Origin of the sequence: Microcoleus sp. BROC3 (assembly GCF_036702515.1) — a bacterium.
GTDB lineage: Bacteria > Cyanobacteriota > Cyanobacteriia > Cyanobacteriales > Microcoleaceae > Microcoleus.
In genome coordinates this window covers 106,643-127,763 of sequence record NZ_JAUBTQ010000017.1, presented here as the reverse complement: position 1 = coordinate 127,763, position 21,121 = coordinate 106,643, and the positions used below count along the sequence as shown (strand labels likewise).

Sequence of the window (21,121 nt, the reverse complement as noted above, 5' to 3'; positions counted from 1 at the left end):
CTAAAACGTCAGTCTCAAGTATTTGAAAAAAAATTATGCAAGCGATTCAACCGACCGTTACCCCACTGCGTCCTGTAAAAAACTCCCCTCGGGTTACTCCTCGTCGCAGCAGCAGCAGCCAGCGTTCCTACCCTCACCAAACGCTGGCGGCCGAAACAGGAGTCAAGTTGGCAGTCAACATTGTACTTTCAGTTTGTGCGACTTCTGCTTTGATTCAGCTTTGGCCTCACTACCGGGCCGTGCAAGAAAAATTGCACGAAATCCAAGCTGAAGTCAATCTTACCCAAGGGCGAGTAAATCAGTCGCGATCGGACTTTAACCGCTACTTTGACCCCAGTCTTGCCAAAACTGTAATGCAAGAGCAAAGCAATCAAGCTGACCCCCAGCAGCGTCCGGTAATTTTGCAGGAACCCCAAGCACCCGATGCCGAGGAATCAACGGCGCAACCTTAAAGTAGGGGAGTTGACTGTTGGCTGTTGACGGTTGACGGTTGACGGTTGACGGTTGACGGTTGACTGTTGACCCTTCGGCTGCGCGAGCCGCCGGCGCGAAGCTGAGCGGGCAATGCTGTTGACTGTTGACTGTTGACTAATGACTGCTGACTGCTGACTGCTGACTAATGACTGCTGACTGCTGACTAATGACTAATGACTGCTGACTGCTGACTGCTGACTACTGACTTTGCCATCACGGTTTTTTCTTTCAGCAGTTGCAGTGCAGCTTGATATTGCAAGTCGGCTTCGGTGCCAATTCGATCGCGCGCGATAGCTTCCAAAGGCACTACGCGATCGGGCGAAATCCCCAGTTTGTTAATATCTGTGTGGTTCGGCGTCTCGTACTTGGCAACTGTCACGGCTAACCCGGAACCGTCAGACAAATCAAACAGCGACTGAATCAGCCCTTTGCCAAAAGTCTTTTCGCCTACCAGTTGAGCTCTGCCGTTATCTTGCAGCGCACCAGCCAAAATTTCGCTAGCACTGGCACTTCCCTTGTTCACCAAAACAATCAGCGGATCGTCAGTTAGGGCTTCTCCAGAGGCTTCAAAACTGCCGAGAATGCCTTGTCGGTTCACCGTGTAGACGATCGTCCCGGAATCGAGCCACAAGCGGGCAATTTCAATCCCTGCTTGCAACAGTCCGCCCGGGTTGTTCCGCAGGTCGAGAATGTAGGCGGCGGCTCCTTGTTTTTCCAAGCGGTCGATCGCGCGGGCGACTTCCTCAGTGGCGTTAGCGCTGAATTGACTCAGGCGAATGTAGCCCACCGGTAAATTCTCCGACCCCGACTGCAATTCGGCGTAAACCGGATTCAGAGCAATGCGATCGCGCACTAGCTTAATTTCCTCAGGAGCGTCCCTTCCCTCGCGCCCCAAGGTCAAGGTAACAGGAGTGCCGATGCGGCCGCGCATTCTAGTTGCGGCTTCGTCTAGGCTCAATTCTGAGGTGGGAGTGCCGTCAATTTTCAGAATGCGATCGAGGGGTTGGATGCCGGCTTTATCCGCCGGTGAGCCGGCCAAAGGAGCCACCACTGTCAGGGTATTTGTTTGGGGGTCGAGCGCAATTTGCAGCCCAACTCCCGTCAATTCCCCGGAAGTGTTGACCTGCAAACTTCGGTACTGTTCGGGTTTCAGCAGTCGAGTGAAGGGGTCGTCCAGATTCGCCAGCATCCCCTGAATAGCCGTGTAAGTCTGCTGTCTGTCGTTGAGCGGTTGCTTGACGGCTTTTTCGCGAATCGACCACCAGTTTTTAGAGTTGAATTTGTCGTCCACGTAAGAGCGGTTGACAATTCGCCAAGCTTCGCTCAAAAGCTGCTGTTCAGGAGTTAGGGCTGCAGCAGGCCCGGCCCACCCGCCTAGAAGCAGGGCGACTTGGAGGAAAAGTACAATAGCAATCTGGAAAACTCGTCTGTGCATGATTTTTCTGTAAAAGATAGGCAAGTATGGCATCTCGTGTATTTTAAGTTTGTAGGCTTTTAAGCTTTTGGGCATTTAACTCTCCCCAAGGCATTCGGCATTAGTCAAACGTCCGCCGCCAACAAAAAATTAGTTAAATGTAACATTTAATCGCAAAATGAGTGAAGTTTTATCATTAATATTAAAATTTAGGCCCCAGCGACCCGCGGGCAGGGTCGGACTTTAGTCCTCCGCTCGGCTCTTGGCTGTATGCCAGCTTGGGGCGGATGTTGAGCTTGCAGAAAATGGTATTTGAGACTCGGCAAAAGCATCGCCCGCGTGAAAATTGCACGGCAATTATGTTACATTTTTTATCACAGTCTGGAATTCGATCGGGCAACGCCAGCGAGTAGGGACAAGCCACCGCTTAGTTTCCCAGGGCTTGCAGGCGATCGCACAATAGAGTTCCTTTCGTCAGCTCCAAATTTAAAAAATAGCCTCAGGCATTTGCTAGTAAAAGCAAGCTGCTCGGCGCGGGGCGACAAAAAACCTTGTGGCTGCTGCCCTGAACCTCAACCACAGCAATATTCTTTTAGGAATTCTGGCTCCATGTTTTCTAAACAAATCACCGACTCAAAAACCTACCAGTGGTTTGAGGAACGCCTGGAAATTCAGGCGCTCGCCGACGACATCACTACGAAGTACGTACCCCCGCACGTCAATATTTTCTACTGCTTGGGCGGAATTACTTTAGTTTGCTTTCTGATCCAGTTTGCCACCGGCTTCGCGATGACTTTCTATTACCGTCCGACGGTAGCAGAAGCGTTTTCTTCTGTGCAATACCTGATGACTGAAGTCAACTTCGGCTGGCTGATCCGCTCCATCCACCGCTGGTCTGCCAGCATGATGGTGCTGATGATGATTTTGCACATCTTCCGGGTTTATCTGACCGGTGGCTTCAAAAAGCCCCGCGAGTTAACCTGGGTGACAGGAGTAATCTTGGCAGTCATCACTGTTTCTTTCGGCGTGACCGGCTATTCGCTGCCTTGGGATCAAATCGGTTACTGGGCGGTTAAAATCGTTTCCGGCGTCCCCGAAGCTATCCCGTTTGTCGGTTCTTTAATGGTTGAACTGCTGCGCGGCGGTGTCAGCGTCGGTCAAGGCACTTTGACTCGCTACTACAGCTTGCACACTTTTGTGTTGCCTTGGCTGATTGCAGTCTTCATGCTGGCTCACTTCTTGATGATTCGCAAGCAAGGTATCTCTGGCCCGTTGTAAGTTTTGAGTTGTGGGGGCGGTATTTTTTTGCCCCCCCGCTGAATTGTGAGTTGAAAATTCAGAATTCATCACTCATGATATTTATTTACGGCTAATACTTCCTGCGATCGCACCGCTGATTCAAACTAACGAATACAGCGGAATCCCAGGCCCGGGTAAAACTAAAAGGAGAACACTCTCACTATGTCTATTCTCAAAAAACCAGATTTGAGCGATCCCGACCTCCGCGCTAAGCTCGCTAAGGGCATGGGTCACAACTATTACGGCGAACCAGCTTGGCCTAATGACTTGCTCTACGTTTTCCCTATAGTAATCATGGGAACGATTTCTCTGTGCGTGGGCTTGGCGGTACTAGACCCGGCTTTGGTTGGCGAACCTGCTAATCCTTTTGCTACTCCGCTGGAAATTCTGCCGGAATGGTATTTGTGGCCTGTGTTCCAAATCCTGCGCGTTTTGCCTAACAAATTGTTGGGTATTGCTTGCATGGCCGGTGTTCCCCTTGGCTTGATTTTGATTCCGTTCATCGAGAATGTTAACAAGTTCCAAAATCCGTTCCGCCGCCCTGTTGCTACTACTGTTTTCCTGTTGGGAACTGCGGTAACTCTGTGGTTGGGTATTGGTGCTATTTTCCCGATCGACAAATCTTTCACACTGGGTCTTTTCTAAGATTTAAGTTTGCTTGATTTTGACGCCTGCGGGTTTCCTGTAAAGTGCTTTGGTACTGGTGGGAAACTTTAGCGGGCGTCAATTGATTTTAGATTTTAGATTTTAGATTTTAGATTTGGGATTTTAGATTTGGGATTTTAGATTTTAGATTTTATATTTATCGCTCTATAATTTAATAATTATCGGTAATTAATTGTAGGCACAACGGCTGGTATGAAAGTGCCGATTATCGATCGACCCTACACCGCCCTAGGATCAAATTCCATTAATTTTTATTGCGAAGGCTGGACAAACCGACCTAGAATATGTAGGGTAAGCGCGTGGTATCTTTTGTATAACTAGAAGAACTTCAGACCTATAGAATAATAGCAACTGTCCTAGGTGCAAGCTATGTCCCCAGAGAAAGCAATAATTCTTGATTTTGCCGAGACAGACGCGATGAAATCGATTCTGCCGAATACCTCAATCCTTTCGAGTCACGGCGCAAATTGGGAGGGAATTCATGTCGAATATCATCGTCAGCCGCCAAACGAATCTCCCGAACACTATCTGCAACAGCACAGCATTGGCATAATATTCTCTTCAGCTATCGGGGGAGTAGCACTGAACGGGAAACGCTACGGTAGCCAACCGTGCCAAAGTGGAGAGATGTTCATCGCTGCTGCTGGTACTGATTTTCAGTCACATGCAGTCGAAGAACATGAATTTATGGCGATCGCCCTTGACCCTACCGAATTCGACAATACAGTTGGCGAATCGACAAATTCAAACCTCATAGAAATTATACCGCACTGGCCAATCACCGATCCGTTAATTTTCGGAATAGCCTGGGCACTCAAAACCGAACTCGAATCAGGAGGATTAAACGGTACTCTTTATGTCGATGCACTCAAAAACGCGCTTTCAATGCACATACTGCACCACTATTTTACACAAAAACCGCATCTGCGAGATTTTGAATGCGGTCTCGATCCTGTCAAATTGCAGATTGTTATTAACTACATAAATGACTACCTAAACCGAGATTTGCACATAGCTGAATTGGCTAAGTTAGTGCAGATTAGTCCTTATTATTTCAGTCGTTTGTTCAAAAAATCAATTGGAGTCACGCCCCATCAATACGTCACCCAGTGCCGGATTGAGAAAGCCAAACAGTTGTTAAAAAGGCAAGATTTATCAATAATCTATATCTCGCAGCAAGTCGGGTTTCACGACCAAAGTCACTTTAGTAAAACTTTCTGCAAACTTGTCGGTTTGACTCCTAAGAAATATCGCGATCAACTTTAATAAAGGTAACACCCGCAGTCTGGCAGGGGTTAAAAACCCCAGGCGGACTGTCGGACTCTCGGACTTACCCAAAGTTTTTGGCATTCTTGAGTTTTTGCATTCACCCACAAGTCCGCCGGGGAATTAATTCCCCGTCTCATAGCGAAAGTCGGTTGAAACCGACTGGCAAATGCAATTAAATTATCATCAATACCAGTCCTCTTTGAGAGGACTTTCGCTATGAGACAGGGGTTTTTAACCCCTGGCGGACTGTCGCACTTACTCATCAAACCCGTAGAATGTCACACTTACTGATCGAATTCGTCAGCGTTGTTACAATTATTCATAAAATTAGGTAAAATTTCGCAAGAAAATTGTATGTTTAACAAGTTTTCCGCAAGAATTTACAATAAAGCAGAGCTCGTACTTCTATATACTTAGTCGCATAACATAAACCAGGGGTACCAGCTATGAGCTCTCAAAATCAACAGGCATCTTACGGTCAAATTCCCTTAAGTTTTATTGCAAATGCTGGACAAACAGACCCGAATGTGAAATTTCAGGTGAAAGGTGCCGGTCACAGCATCTTTTTTAGTCCAAACGAAATTGCTTTCGTCGCTTTCCAGCCACCTAATGAACCGGGAAGCCAACCAACAAATTCTTCAATTGTCCGCAGCAGCTTAGCCAACAGCAACTCGAATCCCACAATTTCCGGGCTGGAACAATTGCCGGGAGTTGCTAACTTTCTATTAGGCGAAGATTCTAGTCAATGGCAGACTAATGTGCCTACTTTTAACGGCGTTGTTTATCAAAACGTCTATCAAGGAATTGACCGCGTTTTCAAAGGCACAGAAGGACAACTTAAGAGCGAGTTTCTAGTTGCACCTTTTGCAGATCCGAGTCAAATTAAGATGAACTATACTGGTGTTAACGACATCCGGTTGCGCGACGACGGTGCACTGATATTAGAGACACCGCTAGGGGAATTAATTGATAACGCACCCATAGTTTATCAGGACATCAACGGACAGCGGGTGAATGTTCCCGCAGCTTACAATTTATTAGGAAACGGTCAAGTTAATTTTAGCTTGGGAGATTTTGACCGCACTCAACCCCTAGTTATTGACCCGGTTTTAGCTTACTCCACTTACCTAGGAGGCAGCGGCTCTGACACCGCCAACCGCATGACTGTAGATAGCACCGGTGCGGCTTACATTATTGGCACTACTGTTAACAATTTTACTACTACTCCTGGTGCATTCCAAACTACGCCTGCAGGTCAAGCTGATTTCTTAGTTACTAAGATTAATCCTCAAGGAACTGCGTTAGTTTACTCTACTTATATCGGCGGTGCTGGCAATGAATACGGTTTTGACATTGCAGTAGACAGTCAAGGCAATGCTTATGTAACCGGACAAGTCGATCCGGGTTATCCCACTACACCGGGTTCTTTTCAACCAACAGCAACTGTTTACAGTGCTGCGGCAACTAAACTTAATGCTGCCGGGAATGCGTTAGTTTATTCTACTTTCTTAGGCGGTGGGGGGAGTGCCATAGGTACTCGCATTGCTGTAGACAGTAACGGCAATGCTTATGTTGCCGGGCCGACAGGCAATGGTTTCCCCATTAAGAATGCCTCCCAGCCTACAATAGGAGGCGACATTGATGGGTTTCTTACTAAAGTTAATCCAACTGGCAGTGATTTAGTTTACTCTACTTATTTCGGCGGTAACAATCGTGATGACGTTGGAGGCATGGCAGTAGACAATAATGGTAATGCCTACGTTACTGGCTTTACTACTTCGACTAATTTACCCTTGACTAATGCCGTTCAAAGTACCATGGGAGGTGGAGAAGATGCTTTTATTAGTAAATTTGATGCGAATGGTGCACGTAGTTATTCCACTTATTTAGGTGGCAACGGCAATGAGAAAGGTGGGGGTATCGCTATAGATAGTGCTGGAAATGCCTATATTGTGGGAAATACCTCTTCAACTAATTTTCCTACAGCTAGTCCGATTCAAGCCACGAATGCAGGTGGTGCTAATGATGCTTTTGTCAGCAAGCTGAATCCTGTCGGTAACTCTTTGATTTATTCAACTTATTTGGGTGGCAGCGGAGAGGACAAAGGCTATAGTATTGCTATAGACAGTACGAATAATGTTTATGTGACGGGGGAAACGACTTCGACTAATTTCCCGACTAAGAATGCTATTCAAAGTATTAGCGGCGGCGGCAAAGATGCTTTTGTCACAAGTATCAATTCATCTGGTTCTGCCTTAGTTGATTCTACTTATCTTGGTGGCAGCGGTAACGACTACGGTGGTGGTATTGCGGTGGATACTTCTGGTGCAGTTTATGTGGCGGGAGGTACTGCTTCTACTAATTTGCCTACAGCGACTCCTTTGCAAGCGGCGAATGGGGGAGGTGACTCTGATGCTTTTATTACTAAGATAATTGCTGGCGGGCCGCAGGTGAAGATTGTTGAGTCGGGCGGCAGCACTAATGTAGCAGAAAGCGGGACGACGGATACTTATACAGTGGTGTTGACTAATCAGCCTACTGCAAATGTTGCGATCGCACTCAATACCGGCACTCAAATTCAACCTATTGCCGGTATTAGTTTTACTCCAACTAACTGGTTTGTACCGCAAACGGTGACAGTCAGTGCAGTTAATGATAGCCTAGCAGAAACTTCGCCGCACAGCGGCCCGATCTCTCACACTGCTATCAGTACCGATACTAATTATAACGGGACTACTGCAAGTTTTACCGTCAATGGCACTGCTGGCAATACCGTCAATGCTAATATTACCGATAACGACACCGCAGGCGTTACCATTACTCCTACTAACACGACTGCGAAGGAAGGTGGTGCAACTGGAAGTTATAGCGTTAAATTAAATACTCAACCGACTGCACCTGTTACGATTAATTTGGCTACAGGCAGTCAAATTCAACCAATTACCGCACTTACTTTTACCGCTACTAATTGGAATGTCGCTCAAACTGTGACGGTGAAAGCGGTTAACGACAATGCAGTTGAAGGAAATCATGCAGGTGCGATCGCCCATACTGCTACCAGTACCGATACTAACTATAACAGCATCATAATTCCGGCTGTTAGTGTCGCCATTACCGATAACGACACGGCAGGTTTCAGCATTGCACCTACGAACATAACTGCTACAGAAGGCGGTGCAAATGGCAGTTACAAAATCCTGCTAACTTCGCAACCGACGGCACCGGTTACTATCAGTTTCAATACAGGCAATCAACTTAATCAGATCGCCACACCTATTACTTTTGACAGCACTAACTGGAATGTTGCGAAAACAGTCACTGTCACTGCGATCGACGACAATTTAGCACAAGGAACCCACAGCGGCACGATCGCTCACACAGTTACGAGTACCGATGCAAATTATAACGGCAAAGCCATTCCCAATGTGACAGCATCGATTACTGATAACGATAGTCCCGGTGTTTCTCTTGTCCAATCAGGAGGCGGGACAGCTATTGCTGAAGGCGGTGTAACGGATAGCTACGGCGTAATTCTGACTACCGCACCTAGTGCAAACGTCACGATTAATTTTGACACGGGGAGTCAAATTAATGCGATCGCACCTGTTACTTTCACGCCGAATAATTGGAATGTGGCGCAAAATGTCAGTGTTACGGCGATCGATGACAGCATAGCGCAAGGCACCTACAGCGGCACGATCGCTCACACGTCTGTCAGTACCGACACTCAGTATAACAACCTGACGATTTCTCCCGTGACTGCCACAATTGCTGATAACGATACCGCAGGCGCGAGTATTTCACCGGAGAGCACAACTGCTACAGAAGGCGGTGCAACAGGCAGTTATACACTCAAGTTAAATTCGCAGCCAACTGCACCAGTTACTATCAGTTTTGATGCGGGAAATCAAATAAGTGAGATCGCTGCAATTACCTTCGACGCTACTGACTGGAATGTTGCGAAACCCGTGACAGTAACGGCTACAGACGATGCGGCTGTGGAAGGAAATCATGCGGGGGCGATCGGGCATACTGCTACCAGTACCGATGTTAAATATAACAGCATTACCATTTCCCCTGTTAATGTCGCCATTACTGATAACGACACTGCCCCAACTCCAACACCTCCAACACCTCCAACTCCAACACCTCCAACACCTCCAACTCCAACACCTCCAACTCCAACTCCAACACCTCCAACACCTCCAACTCCAACACCTCCAACACCTCCAACACCTCCAACTCCAACTCCAACTCCAACACCTCCAACACCTCCAACTCCAACACCTCCAACTCCAACTCCAACACCTCCAACTCCAACACCTCCAACTCCAACACCTCCAACACCTCCAACTCCAACACCTCCAACCCCAACACCTCCAACCCCAACACCTCCAACTCCTACCCCAACACCGACACCTGCTGGAATTAGTGTTAATCCTGCAAGTGGATTAACCACGACAGAAGCAGGGCAAACAGCCACATTTAATGTCAAACTCAACAGCCAACCTACTGCGGATGTCAAAATAGATTTAGGAAGTTCCAATACAGCAGAGGGAATAGTTTCCCCACAATCGATTACCTTCAATTCTGTTAATTGGAATCAAGCGCAGAGGGTGACGGTAACTGGTGTTAATGACAGTGTTGCTGACGGCGATAAGAATTACAGCATTCTTACCACCCCTGCTGTTAGCACTGATAGCAATTACTCCGGGTTAAATGCAGCAGATGTCGCCGTTACCAATGTTGATAATGACAGCAATAATCCCCCAGCACTAGACTCTGCTGGCAACACTGCAAGTGCAGCAAGCGCAATCAGTGTAGCCTCTAGTCTCAAAAGCTACAGCGACGCGGTGAGCAGCAGCGACACCGATGATTACTACAAATTTAGCTTAGGTGCTAGCAATGACTTCAACTTGTCGCTGGGCGGACTGAATGCAGATGCTAAAGTTGAGTTGTTCGACATTAGCGGAAATGCGATCGCCAGTTCCAATAATTTTGGCACTGCATCCGAGTCAATTAACCGCACCTTAGAACACGGCACCTACTACGTCCTAGTCTCATCAGTTGGCGGTGCTAGCACGCCCTATAATTTAAACCTGTCTGTCGCACCTCGCCTGAACGGTATCACCACTACTAGCTCTGATTTCCCAGCGTACAAAGCTAGTGAAGAAATACTCACTACAGACAATTTAAGTATCTCTCCTGCCACGGATATATCCGGCCCGCTGATCAACATGGATAAGTTCCGCGCCGCACCGGGTTTTGCCGGAATTGATGGTCGGGGTTTGGCAACAGTAATCATAGATACGGGCATTGATTTAAACCACCCTTTCTTTGGCCCGGATAGTAACTCTAACGGCATTGCCGATCGCATCGTCTATAACTACGATTTTGCTGACGGTGACGCAAATGCTAGTGACGTGGACGGACATGGATCGAACGTTTCTAGTATTGCCACCTCTCAAGACAGTATCTATAGGGGGATGGCACCTGGTGCCAATATTATCCATCTCAAAGTCTTTAAAAATAGTGGCGGCGGTGACTTCTCGTATGTAGAACAAGCCTTACAATGGGTGGTGGCCAACGCCACTACATACAACATTGCCAGTGTCAATATGTCGCTGGGAGACACCAGAAATTACAACACTCCCCAAACGCTCTACGGCCTTAACGATGAGCTAGCAGCGTTGGCAGCGAGAAATGTGATCGTCGTCTCGGCATCAGGCAACAGTTTCTTCAACGAAGGCAGCGCTCAGGGCGTGAGTTACCCATCGGCCGATCCGAACTCCCTTTCGATCGGGGCTGTGTATGACTCGAACTCCGGTGGTTATAGCTATGGAAGTGGCGCTCGCGCCAATACCACGGCTAGCGATCGCATCACACCGTTCTCTCAGCGCCACAGCACTCTGACAACAGTTTTTGCGCCTGGAGCGCCCATTAAAGGTGCCGGCCCAACAGGCGGTTTAATCACCCAGCACGGTACCAGCCAAGCTGCACCCCATATCGCTGGAATTGCCGTTCTAGCACAGCAGCTAGCGCAACGAGACTTAGGCCGCCGACTAACGCCAAGCGAATTTGCCAATCTTTTGAAATCAACTGGCGTCACTATTAATGACGGGGACGACGAAAACGATAACGTTACCAAAACGGGGTTAAACTTCAAGCGCGTCGATATGCTGGCTTTGGGTGGAGGTATTATTGGCAATCGCCCGCCACAAGAGAAGATTCGCCTGGGAAGTCGGTACACTGCTCTCAATGAAGACCTTCTTAACGTCTACACAGACCCGGATGGCGACCTACTCACCTACACGCTAACCCGGTCTGACGGCAGCTCATTACAGAGCAATCCGAACAGCAGTTGGCTTGGATTGTCGTTTAACTCTGCCACAAACAGCATCAAGTTCACCGGCACTCCCCCAAGCAACTGGCAAGACTTCTACGCAAATTTAACAGCAACAGACCCTTATGGTGCGAGTGCCAGCCAGATCATCCACGTAGTAAAAAGTGGAGATGGCAGGGTCATCGACGGTTATATTTCTGCGGCGACTGTCTTCTTAGATGCCAACAAAAACGGCATCAAAGATAGCAACGAACCATCCACCATTACCGATGCCAGCGGTAAATATAATCTCGATATTTCCTTCGAGACTTTCGACACCAACAAAAACGGAGAAATAGACCCATCAGAAGGTAATTTAGTTGCTACTGGAGGCACTGACACTGCTACTGGTTTGCCCCTAGAAACGCCAGTCACCGCACCACCAGATTCTACTGTTGTCACCCTCTTAACCAGCTTAGTCGCCGACTTAATCGACAAAGGAGTTGCACCCGAAGCAGCGCAATCTCTCGTCAAATCTTCTCTTTCCCTCCCTGCTGATGTTGACCTGATTAACTTAGACCCCATAGACGCTACCAACAAGAACCAACCCGGGGGCATCGCAACTTTGGCAGCAATGGTGAAAGTCCAAAACTTCATCACTCAAACTAGCGCTTTGATCGACGGTGCTTCCAGTGCAGCTAGTAAGGATCTTGTCAAAGCTGTTGTCAGTTCAATTACGAGTCAAATTCAATCCGGCACTGTTTTAAATCTCAGCAACGCAGCCGCTTTAGAACCAATAATTCAGCAATCAGCGGCGAAAATCCAGCAGATTGACCCCAGTTTCAACAGTCAAAAAGTTACCTCAATTACCTCGCAAGTTGCGACAGTAATGGCAACAGCAAATCAGCGCATTGATACCGCTGTCTCCAACCCAACAGGAACATCAATTCCTGAATCAGTAGCCCGCGTCCAACAAGTAGCTTTGGGCCCAACCACTCAAGACTTCAAAGAAGTTGGTGCGGGAACTAAGACAATTTCCCAGGTAGTTACTGAGAATACTGGTGCTGCTTTAGATAGCAGAATTCAAGCTGTAATATTACCTGCTGGGATTGCAACTCCTGTAGTCACCGGCGATGCGGATTTGGGCAGCAATTCCCCCGATCGGATTCTCGGTACAAATGGCGACGATATCCTGACGGGCGACAGCAGCAATAATGTTTTGATGGGCATGAGGGGCAATGATTCCCTCGACGGTGGGGTGGGGAATGACACTCTTTTCGGGGGCAAGGCTAACGATACAATGCTTGGCGGTAACGGTGATGATGTCTTGTTTGGCAATCGCGGTATTGACATTTTGAACGGCGGCGATGGCAGCGATATTCTGCTGGGAGGTAACGGTGATGATTTGTTGGATGGCGGTTTGGGAAATGATAGTTTGACGGGAGGTATGGGAGTAGATAAATTCTTGCTCTCTACTAATTCTGGTACTGATACTATTACTGACTTTGAAGTCGGTAAAGACTTGTTAGTCTTGGGCAACGGGCTGACTTTCTCGCAATTGGCGATCGCTCAAAACAGCGGTGCAACATTAATTCGCTTGGCGGCAACTGGAGAAATTTTAGCATCTCTGAATGGGGTGACGGCAAGTGCGATCGGTGCCGCAAATTTTGGCTCAATCTAATAGCACTAGGGCTTACGCATAAATACCAAAGAAACCGGGTTTTTTGCCCGGTTCAAGGGCTGTAACGAAGTTTTTTCGTAAAAAACCCGGTTTCTTACCACCCGTGCGTAAGTCCCGATCGAGTAGTAGTGTATCCACCCATGAGGTTTTTGATATGAACGAAAACTCAAAACCAATCTTTTTTCCTGTTTCTCGGTTTAAGTTGCTCGTGATGTCCCTAGTAACCTTCGGACTCTATCAAATTTTTTGGTTTTACAAAAACTGGCAGCTATTCAAAGCCGCAACTGGAAGCAACATTAGCCCATTTTGGAGAGCTGTTTTCAACGGTCTTTTTTGTTATTCCTTAATTACTAAAATTAGAAATAGGGCTAAATTGCGCGGTATTGACGCCAACTTTAGTCCATTCTTGCTGACTGTTGCTTGGTTTGGGCTTGCGCTGTGTGCCCGACTGCCAAAACCATACTTGCTAGTGAGTTTTTTCTCTGTAATAGTTTTGCTTCCAGTTCAAGAGATTGTGAATGAACTGAACAGTTTAGTAGCCCCAAACCACAATCCTAACAGTCGATTTTCGGTATGGAATATAGCAACTATCGCTGTGGGAGGCAGCCTGACTGTACTTGCGATCGTCGGGATACTGATGCCAGAAACTTAGGTGCAATTTGCATCAGTTTCACAATTCCAAACATCAAAAATTACTGTTGTTAACTAATAGGGAAATTAATCATGTCTACCTTCAAGAACGCTGCCAACTTTCCTGCAGGCACAAATCCCCAATCCCTGACTGCCGAAAACTTTAATAACGACAATATCCCAGACTTAGCCATCAGCAGCGGAACCGCTGTTTCCCTATTAATAGGGAACAGCCAAGGAGGATTTGGCACTCCCACCAACGTGAATCAATCCAGTCGTACTCCCATCGTATCAGGTAATTTTAACACCGATAATTTCCTAGACCTAGCCGTAACTAACTGGTCTGGTGGAGAATTTCCTAGTGGTTCCGTTTACATCTTACCGGGTACTGGTCAAGGTACTTTTGGCAACTCCACTAGCTTTAGCGCCGGGACAAAGCTGCCGAGTGCGATCGGCGTAGGAAATTTTAACGCAGACAACTTATCAGACATAGTTGTAGCAGACATTAATGGCGGCGTTTCCATCGGATTACAAAACGCTCAAGGCAACGGTTTTGCTATTGAAGAAAATATATCTCAGGTAGGGACAACTCCAACCGCGATCGCAGCGAGAGACTTTAACGGCGATGGCAGCCTCGATCTTGCTATCACCAGCAGCGCTTCTAACAACGTTTCCATCCTACTGAACACGGGAGGCGCTGGTGCAGACAGATTTTCAATCCCGGTAAATTATGCAGTTGGGACTAATCCCACATCCATTGCCGCAGGAGACTTTAACGGTGACAACATCCTCGATCTCGCCATCACCAACAGCGTTTCTAACAACATTTCCATTTTACTTGGAACTGGTCAAGGTGTCTTTGGCAGTGCCACTAACTACACAGCAGGAGGCAATAGTCCGACATCGATCGCAGTTGCCGACTTAAACGCCGACAGCAAACTCGATATCGCCGTGGCTAACAATCAATCAAACAACGTTTCTATTCTAACTGGAACCGGTCAAGGCACCTTTGGCAACCCCATTAACTACGCAGTCGGGACAAATCCAAAAGCGATCGCCATCAAAGATTTTAACGCCGACAACAAACCCGATCTCGCCACCGCCAATAGCGGTTCTAACAATGTCTCGATCCTGCTGAATACCACCGTTGAGGTGAATTTCGGTGCAGCCACTTACAGCGGTACTGAAGGAACAACAGACACCATCGTTAATGTCCCCGTCAAGATCAGTGGCGGCACTCCCTTCAGCGATGTAGTTGTACCGATCGCACTTAACCCCAGCAGTACAGCTACCCAAAATTCAGACTACACTTTTTCACCTGCCACTCTCACATTCAGTGCAGGTACCAACACCCTGACTCAGAATGTTGCTGTCACTGTCAAAGCTGACAATATCCCAGAGAACTCCGAAACAGCGGTGTTCAGCTTTGGTACGATTACTGATGGGATTGCAGGTACAACAAATCAATCAACACTGACTATTCCGGCTAACGATGCTGTAGCTTACACTGTTGCTGCTGGTAATGCCAGTATCGCCGAAGGCAACTCCGGTGGCAAAACTCCTGTTACTTTCACTGTGACTCGCAGCGGTGGAATCAATGCTGCCAGCAGTGTAAATTATGCACTCGCGGGTACTGCTACAAACAGCAGCGATTACAACAATATCGGCGGCACTTCTGGCGCAACTGGCACGACTGGTACGATTAATTTTACTGCTGGCCAGACATCCAGAACTATCACTCTTGATGTTTTAGGGGATAGCGCGATCGAACCTAATGAAACCATTACCGTTACTTTATCAAATCCTGTTGCACCAGACCCTGCACCTACAATTACTACTGCTACTGCTAGCACTACTATTACTAACGATGACAGTCCAGGCTTTACTATCAATCCTGTAAACGGACTGTCCACAACAGAAACAGGAGGCACTGCTACATTTACAGTTAAACTTAAAAGCCAACCTACTGCTAACATTACTCTTGGTTTCAGTAGTTCCAATTCCGCAGAAGGAACAGTTTCTAGCAATAGTTTAACTTTCACGCCTGCGAACTGGAATGAACTGCAAACAGTAAAGTTGACTGGTGTTGACGACAGCATTGCTGATGGCAATAAAACTTACAATATCGTTACCGATCCGGCTGTCAGTACAGACAGCAATTACAATAATCTCAATCCCGCCGATGTCAGCGTCACAAATACTGATAACGAAACTCCTGGCATCACAGTTAATCCGATAGCAGGATTAACGACAACAGAAACAGGCGACACTGCTAATTTCAGCATTCTCCTGAACACACAACCAACTTCACCAGTCGCGATCGCACTTACCAGTTCCAATCCCGCAGAAGGAAAAGTTTCTCAACCAAGCCTGAATTTCACTCCCAATAACTGGAATCAATCACAAACAGTCACGGTGACAGGTGTTGACGACAGTGTAGCTGACGGAGATACAGCTTACAAGATTGTCACCGCTGCAGCGAGCACTGACAGCAATTACAACAACCTCACTCTGGCTGATGTTAGCGTCACTAACAGCGACAAGGATACAGCAGGCGTTTCTATCAATCCTGCCAGCACTAATGCTACAGAAGACGGTGCAACTGGGAGTTATACACTTAAGCTAAATTCGCAGCCAACTGCACCTGTCACTGTCAGTTTTGACGGAGGGAATCAAATAAATGCGATCGCCTCGGTTACTTTCGACAGCACTAACTGGAATATTGCCAAAACAGTCACAGTTATCGCTACAGACGATGCCGTTGTTGAAGGGAATCACAGCGAGGCGATCGGGCATACTTCTACCAGTACCGATGTTAAATATAACAGCATCACAATTTCTCCTGTTAATGTCGCCATTACTGATAACGACACTGCCCCAACCCCAACACCTCCAACTCCAACACCTCCAACTCCAACACCTCCAACACCTCCAACACCTCCAACACCTCCAACACCTCCAACTCCAACACCGACACCTCCAATACCTCCAACACCTCCAACACCTCCAACACCTCCAACACCTCCAACACCTCCAACTCCAACACCGACACCTCCAACACCTCCAACTCCTACCCCAACACCGATAACTCCAACACCGACACCTGCTGGAATTAGTGTTAATCCTGCAAGTGGATTAACCACGACAGAAGCAGGGCAAACAGCCACATTTAATGTCAAACTCAACAGCCAACCTACTGCGGATGTCAAAATAGATTTAGGAAGTTCCAATACAGCAGAGGGAATAGTTTCCCCACAATCGATTACCTTCAATTCTGTTAATTGGAATCAAGCGCAGAGGGTGACGGTAACTGGTGTTAATGACAGTGTTGCTGACGGGAATAAAGCTTACACCATTGTTACCAGCCCTGCTGTCAGCAATGACAGTAAATACTCCGGCTTAAATGCAGCAGATGTCGCCGTTACTAATACCGATAACGAAACCCTTTGGTGCGGTTTAGAAAAAGGATTAGACAAACTGGAAAACATTGTTAACGACCAACTGAATGCGTTCAAACTGCCAATTTTAGGAGGACTAAGCGACATTTATCCGAATTTTATTAGCAATTTCAAAAATAGTCTAGTCAATACCGTTAAAAATGCAACCGATTTCACGCCTAGTCAGCTAGAAAATAGCATTCGGGAGGCTGTTGGTTCGGCATTCGATGTTAAAGTCGAAAGTAGTTTAAATCCAAATGACAGTAACTTAGTCATTAAAATTGGCAAAAAATATCAACTAGATGATATTAAGTTTGCTGAAGATTTAGGGTTGCCAGCACTCGGATTGAAAGTCAAAAAGCCTCCGAAGCTATCGAATCAAGTTGTCGCCTTCTCACCGACTACCAATCTCTCTCGTTTTGCCAATTTATCCAATAATCTAGAAGCATCAAGCCTCAATTCCAATATCAGTAATTCAGCCGAATTAGCACCTGTTATAGATAGTAGTAATGGAGTTCAGTTAAGTGCGATCGTTCCTTCTCAGAGTGTGATTTCGCCAGTTGCTAGTCTTTTCAAGACACCTCAAAAATCGGGATTTGACTATGAATTATCTATTGGCGTCGGTTACAACAAAGATTTTGGCTGCTACATCGATACGGACAATACCAAATTAAACGCTAACTTTAAGTTAGCACTTCCTGAGAATTTCAAGGTTCAAGCTAACCTCGCTTTTTTACAAGCTGAATTTACCGACGATCCTGAAAACCCAACTCAACTTGAGGCCAACTTTGAAGTCAAGTTAAATGATTTGGATAATCTAGGCGGTACTGATGATGGCAATCGTTTAACTTTGTCTGAGTTAGACGGCAGCTATCAGTTAGAAGACTTATTTCACTCTAGCTTAACCAGTAATGCCAATCTCGGTTTGCACGGCAAAACTAGCATCGACGGCGATGCTGCTTTTCCATCTTTTGACTTTGATTTGGCAGTCAATTGGCCGCTGATTAATTATAAAAATGGTCAATTAAATAATTCGTCGTCATCCTCAAATCAATTGCTAGGTTCCTCACCATCAAATACTACCGACAATTTTTTTACCGGATTGCCTAACCCGACAGTTGCATTTAACAACCTCAAACTCGACTTAGGAACCTTTATCAGTAACTTGGCTAAACCAATACTTAACACTGTTTCTGATATTCTCGACCCATTTAGACCTGTTCTAGATTTCCTAAATACAGACACTAAGTTACTGTCAGAAATTGGCGTTGGCGATCCCTTCGATAACAATAGAGATGGCAAAGTTTCGCTCTTGGAACTGGCAACTAAATTATCCGGGGGGAATGTTGCTACTGACTTTTTAAATGCAGTTATCAAAATCGACGAGATATCGCAATTGGCAAATAGCCTGTCAAACTCTTCAGGAAATATTGCGATCGATTTAGGTTCCTATAGTTTAGGGAATATTGATGTTGCCCAGCCCAACTCTAGCCTCAGAAACACAACACCGATACTGACAAACTCCGTTTCCGATATTTCTCAACAAATTAATTCTAAAACAGGCGGAAACAAAAAAGATTTTGTCAATAAATTCAAGAGTGTTCCTGGCATTGACTTGCCAATTTTAACCAAGCCAGAAACAGCGATTCAACTCCTTTTAGGAAAACCAGATGTTGTCCTTTTTACCTACGATATGCCTCCCCTGGGAGTAGATTTCAATTTTCGGGAACAATTTTTTATATTTGGGCCAATCGCAGGGTTAATTGAAGGCAACTTTAATGCCTCAGCACACCTCGCCTTTGGCTACGATACTTATGGATTAAAAGAATGGAAAGACGATGAATTTTCTCCGTCATCAGCTTACAAAGTTTTAGATGGTTTTTACGTGAGCGATCGCGCAAATCCAGACGGTACTGGCGCAGATGTTGAGGAACTCAAAATCAACGCGAATATCGCAGCCGGTCTGGGTATCGATGTCATCCTTGCTTCTGGTTTTGTCAAAGGTGGAATTCAGGGACAAATAGGAATTGATTTGGTAGATGGTGGAGAAAGTAATGGGACAAGTGATGGTAAACTTCGAGGTTCTGAAATTGTTCCACGCCTCAGTGAACCTTGGAAATTATTTGACGTATCTGGTCAAGTTAATGCTTACCTGGGTGCTATAGTCAAAGTCGGTTTTAAAATAGAAACATTCTTAGGAGATATCGATTTAGAAAAAACTGTATATGAGAAAAACTTTGCCACATTTGAGATAGCCAAATTTGGCACTGGAGAAAGTTCAAGAAACAGCGGTAGCGGTGTTAACAGTTACCTCACGGGAGCTAAAGTCTTCTTTGATGCTAACTTTAATGGCATCCAAGATGAAAAAGAACCGTTCACTATTACTAACGTGGATGGCAGCTTTAATTTAGATGTCTCTCTCCCCGATTTTGACAAAAATAATAGCGGCGAACTCGAACAAGATGAAGGTAGACTTGTCGTTGCAGACGGTATTAGTACCGCTACTTATTTGCCGCAGCAAACAGCACTAACAGCGACACCCGATGCTACTGTTGTGACGCCTTTAACTACTCTGATGCAGAAGATGGTTGCACAAGGTATCAATCCTAATGAAGCAGAGACTAAAGTTAAGGCAGCATTGGGATTGCCGTCAACAATTGATTTGACTGGCTACGATCCGCTACAAGCAATTACTCAAAACGATCCGAACGGTTTGGCGGTTTATGCAGCACACATTCAGGTACAAAACCTTGTTGTTCAGACGACAATTTTAATCGGCGGGATTTCGGCTAACTCTAAAACCGATATTGCCGATCGCATTATTTCCACTATTGCCAATCAAATTCAATCCGGGGCTGTCGATTTAACCAATCCCGCACAGTTACAAACCATCGTTCAGTCTGCTGCAACTCAACTGCAAGCACAAAAAGCATCCGATATTGCACCGGAAGTTGCTAAAATTATTGCTGAAGGGAATCAGCGGGTACGGGCGATCGCATCTAGCAACCTCCCGCTTTCAGAAGCAGCTACTAAAATAGCCGAAGTTCAACAGGTAGAACAAGGTGAAGTCGCTAAAGACTTGCAGCAAGTCGCAGCCGGAAATAAGACAATTCAGGAGGCGATCGCAGAAAATACAGGCACATCCTTAGAGGCACAAATTCAATCTGCAAGCGTCAATAACCCCACAATTCGCAAGAGTATAAACAGTGACTTCACTGCTGCTGAACCTTTCCCAGACAGCGGCATAGAATTAGTCAACAATTCCCCCAATCAAAAAATCGGTACTGATGGCGACGATACTCTAGGTGGCGACAGCAGCGATGACGTTTTAAGTGGCAAAAAGGGAAATGATTTGATATTTGGTTTTAACGGCAATGACTGGATTAATGCCAATCAAGGCAATGACTTAATCAATGGCGGTTTTGACGACGATACCCTTTACGGCGGCAAGGGAATTGATACCATTACAGGTAGCGATGGTGGCGATATTATCTTTGGCAACCGAGGCGACGACGTGCTAGAGGGTAGCACTGGCAATGATACTTTGCGCGGAGGCAAGGGAAATGATACTATTATTGGGGGTGATGGCGACGACTTCCTATTCGGTGAAGAGGGAGATGACACTTTGATAGGAGGGAATGGGAGCGATCGCTTCTTGCTATCTCCCAATTCGGATATCGATATTATCTTGGATTTTGAAGATGGAAAAGATTTGCTTTCTCTAGGCAACAATCTTACTTTCTCCCAACTGTCAATTACTCAAGAAAACAGTGCAACTTTCATCCGTTTGTCAACAACCGGAGAAATTTTAGCATCTCTCAATGGGGTGTCGTCCAGTCTAATTAATGTCGCCGATTTTGGCTAAATTTAATAGCAAGTAGTCGTACATAACTACGGTTTATGTGCGACTCTCAGAGATAGGGGCTAAT

8 protein-coding genes are annotated in these 21,121 nt (G+C 46.3%); 7 read left to right on the top strand and 1 reads right to left on the bottom strand.

Going from position 1 to position 21,121, the window contains the following annotated elements:
* The first annotated feature begins 35 nt into the window (after nucleotides 1-35).
* Nucleotides 36-452: a slr1601 family putative cell division protein gene (locus QUB30_RS13375; protein ID WP_333333917.1), complete on the top strand. Its 417-nt coding sequence runs from the start codon at nucleotides 36-38 to the stop codon at nucleotides 450-452.
* Nucleotides 453-637: 185 nt separating this feature from the next.
* On the opposite strand, the gene ctpA is transcribed toward QUB30_RS13375, so the two are convergent.
* A complete protein-coding gene (gene ctpA / locus QUB30_RS13370; RefSeq protein ID WP_333333948.1) occupies nucleotides 638-1,909 on the bottom strand; it encodes a carboxyl-terminal processing protease CtpA in 1,272 nt (423 codons plus the stop codon).
* A 588-nt stretch (nucleotides 1,910-2,497) separates the two neighbouring features.
* On the opposite strand from ctpA, the gene petB reads away from it, so the two are divergent.
* From petB to QUB30_RS13340, 6 genes are all read left to right on the top strand, one after another.
* Entirely contained in the window at nucleotides 2,498-3,166 is a 669-nt protein-coding gene (petB, locus tag QUB30_RS13365) for a cytochrome b6 (RefSeq protein WP_333243414.1), read from the top strand.
* Between the two features lie 183 nt (nucleotides 3,167-3,349).
* Nucleotides 3,350-3,832, top strand: coding sequence for a cytochrome b6-f complex subunit IV (petD, locus tag QUB30_RS13360; RefSeq protein WP_333333915.1), 483 nt, complete (start codon nucleotides 3,350-3,352; stop codon nucleotides 3,830-3,832).
* Between the two features lie 390 nt (nucleotides 3,833-4,222).
* Nucleotides 4,223-5,119, top strand: a complete 897-nt coding sequence (locus QUB30_RS13355) for a helix-turn-helix transcriptional regulator (RefSeq protein WP_333333913.1) — start codon at nucleotides 4,223-4,225, stop codon at nucleotides 5,117-5,119.
* Between the two features lie 449 nt (nucleotides 5,120-5,568).
* Nucleotides 5,569-13,125 carry a DUF7948 domain-containing protein gene (locus QUB30_RS13350; RefSeq protein WP_333333911.1) on the top strand — a complete coding sequence of 2,519 codons (7,557 nt, stop codon included), beginning with the start codon at nucleotides 5,569-5,571 and terminating at the stop codon, nucleotides 13,123-13,125.
* Between the two features lie 154 nt (nucleotides 13,126-13,279).
* Entirely contained in the window at nucleotides 13,280-13,777 is a 498-nt protein-coding gene (locus QUB30_RS13345) for a hypothetical protein (protein ID WP_333333909.1), read from the top strand.
* A gap of 71 nt (nucleotides 13,778-13,848) precedes the next feature.
* Entirely contained in the window at nucleotides 13,849-21,057 is a 7,209-nt protein-coding gene (locus tag QUB30_RS13340; protein ID WP_333333907.1) for an FG-GAP-like repeat-containing protein, read from the top strand.
* Nucleotides 21,058-21,121 lie beyond the last annotated feature (64 nt).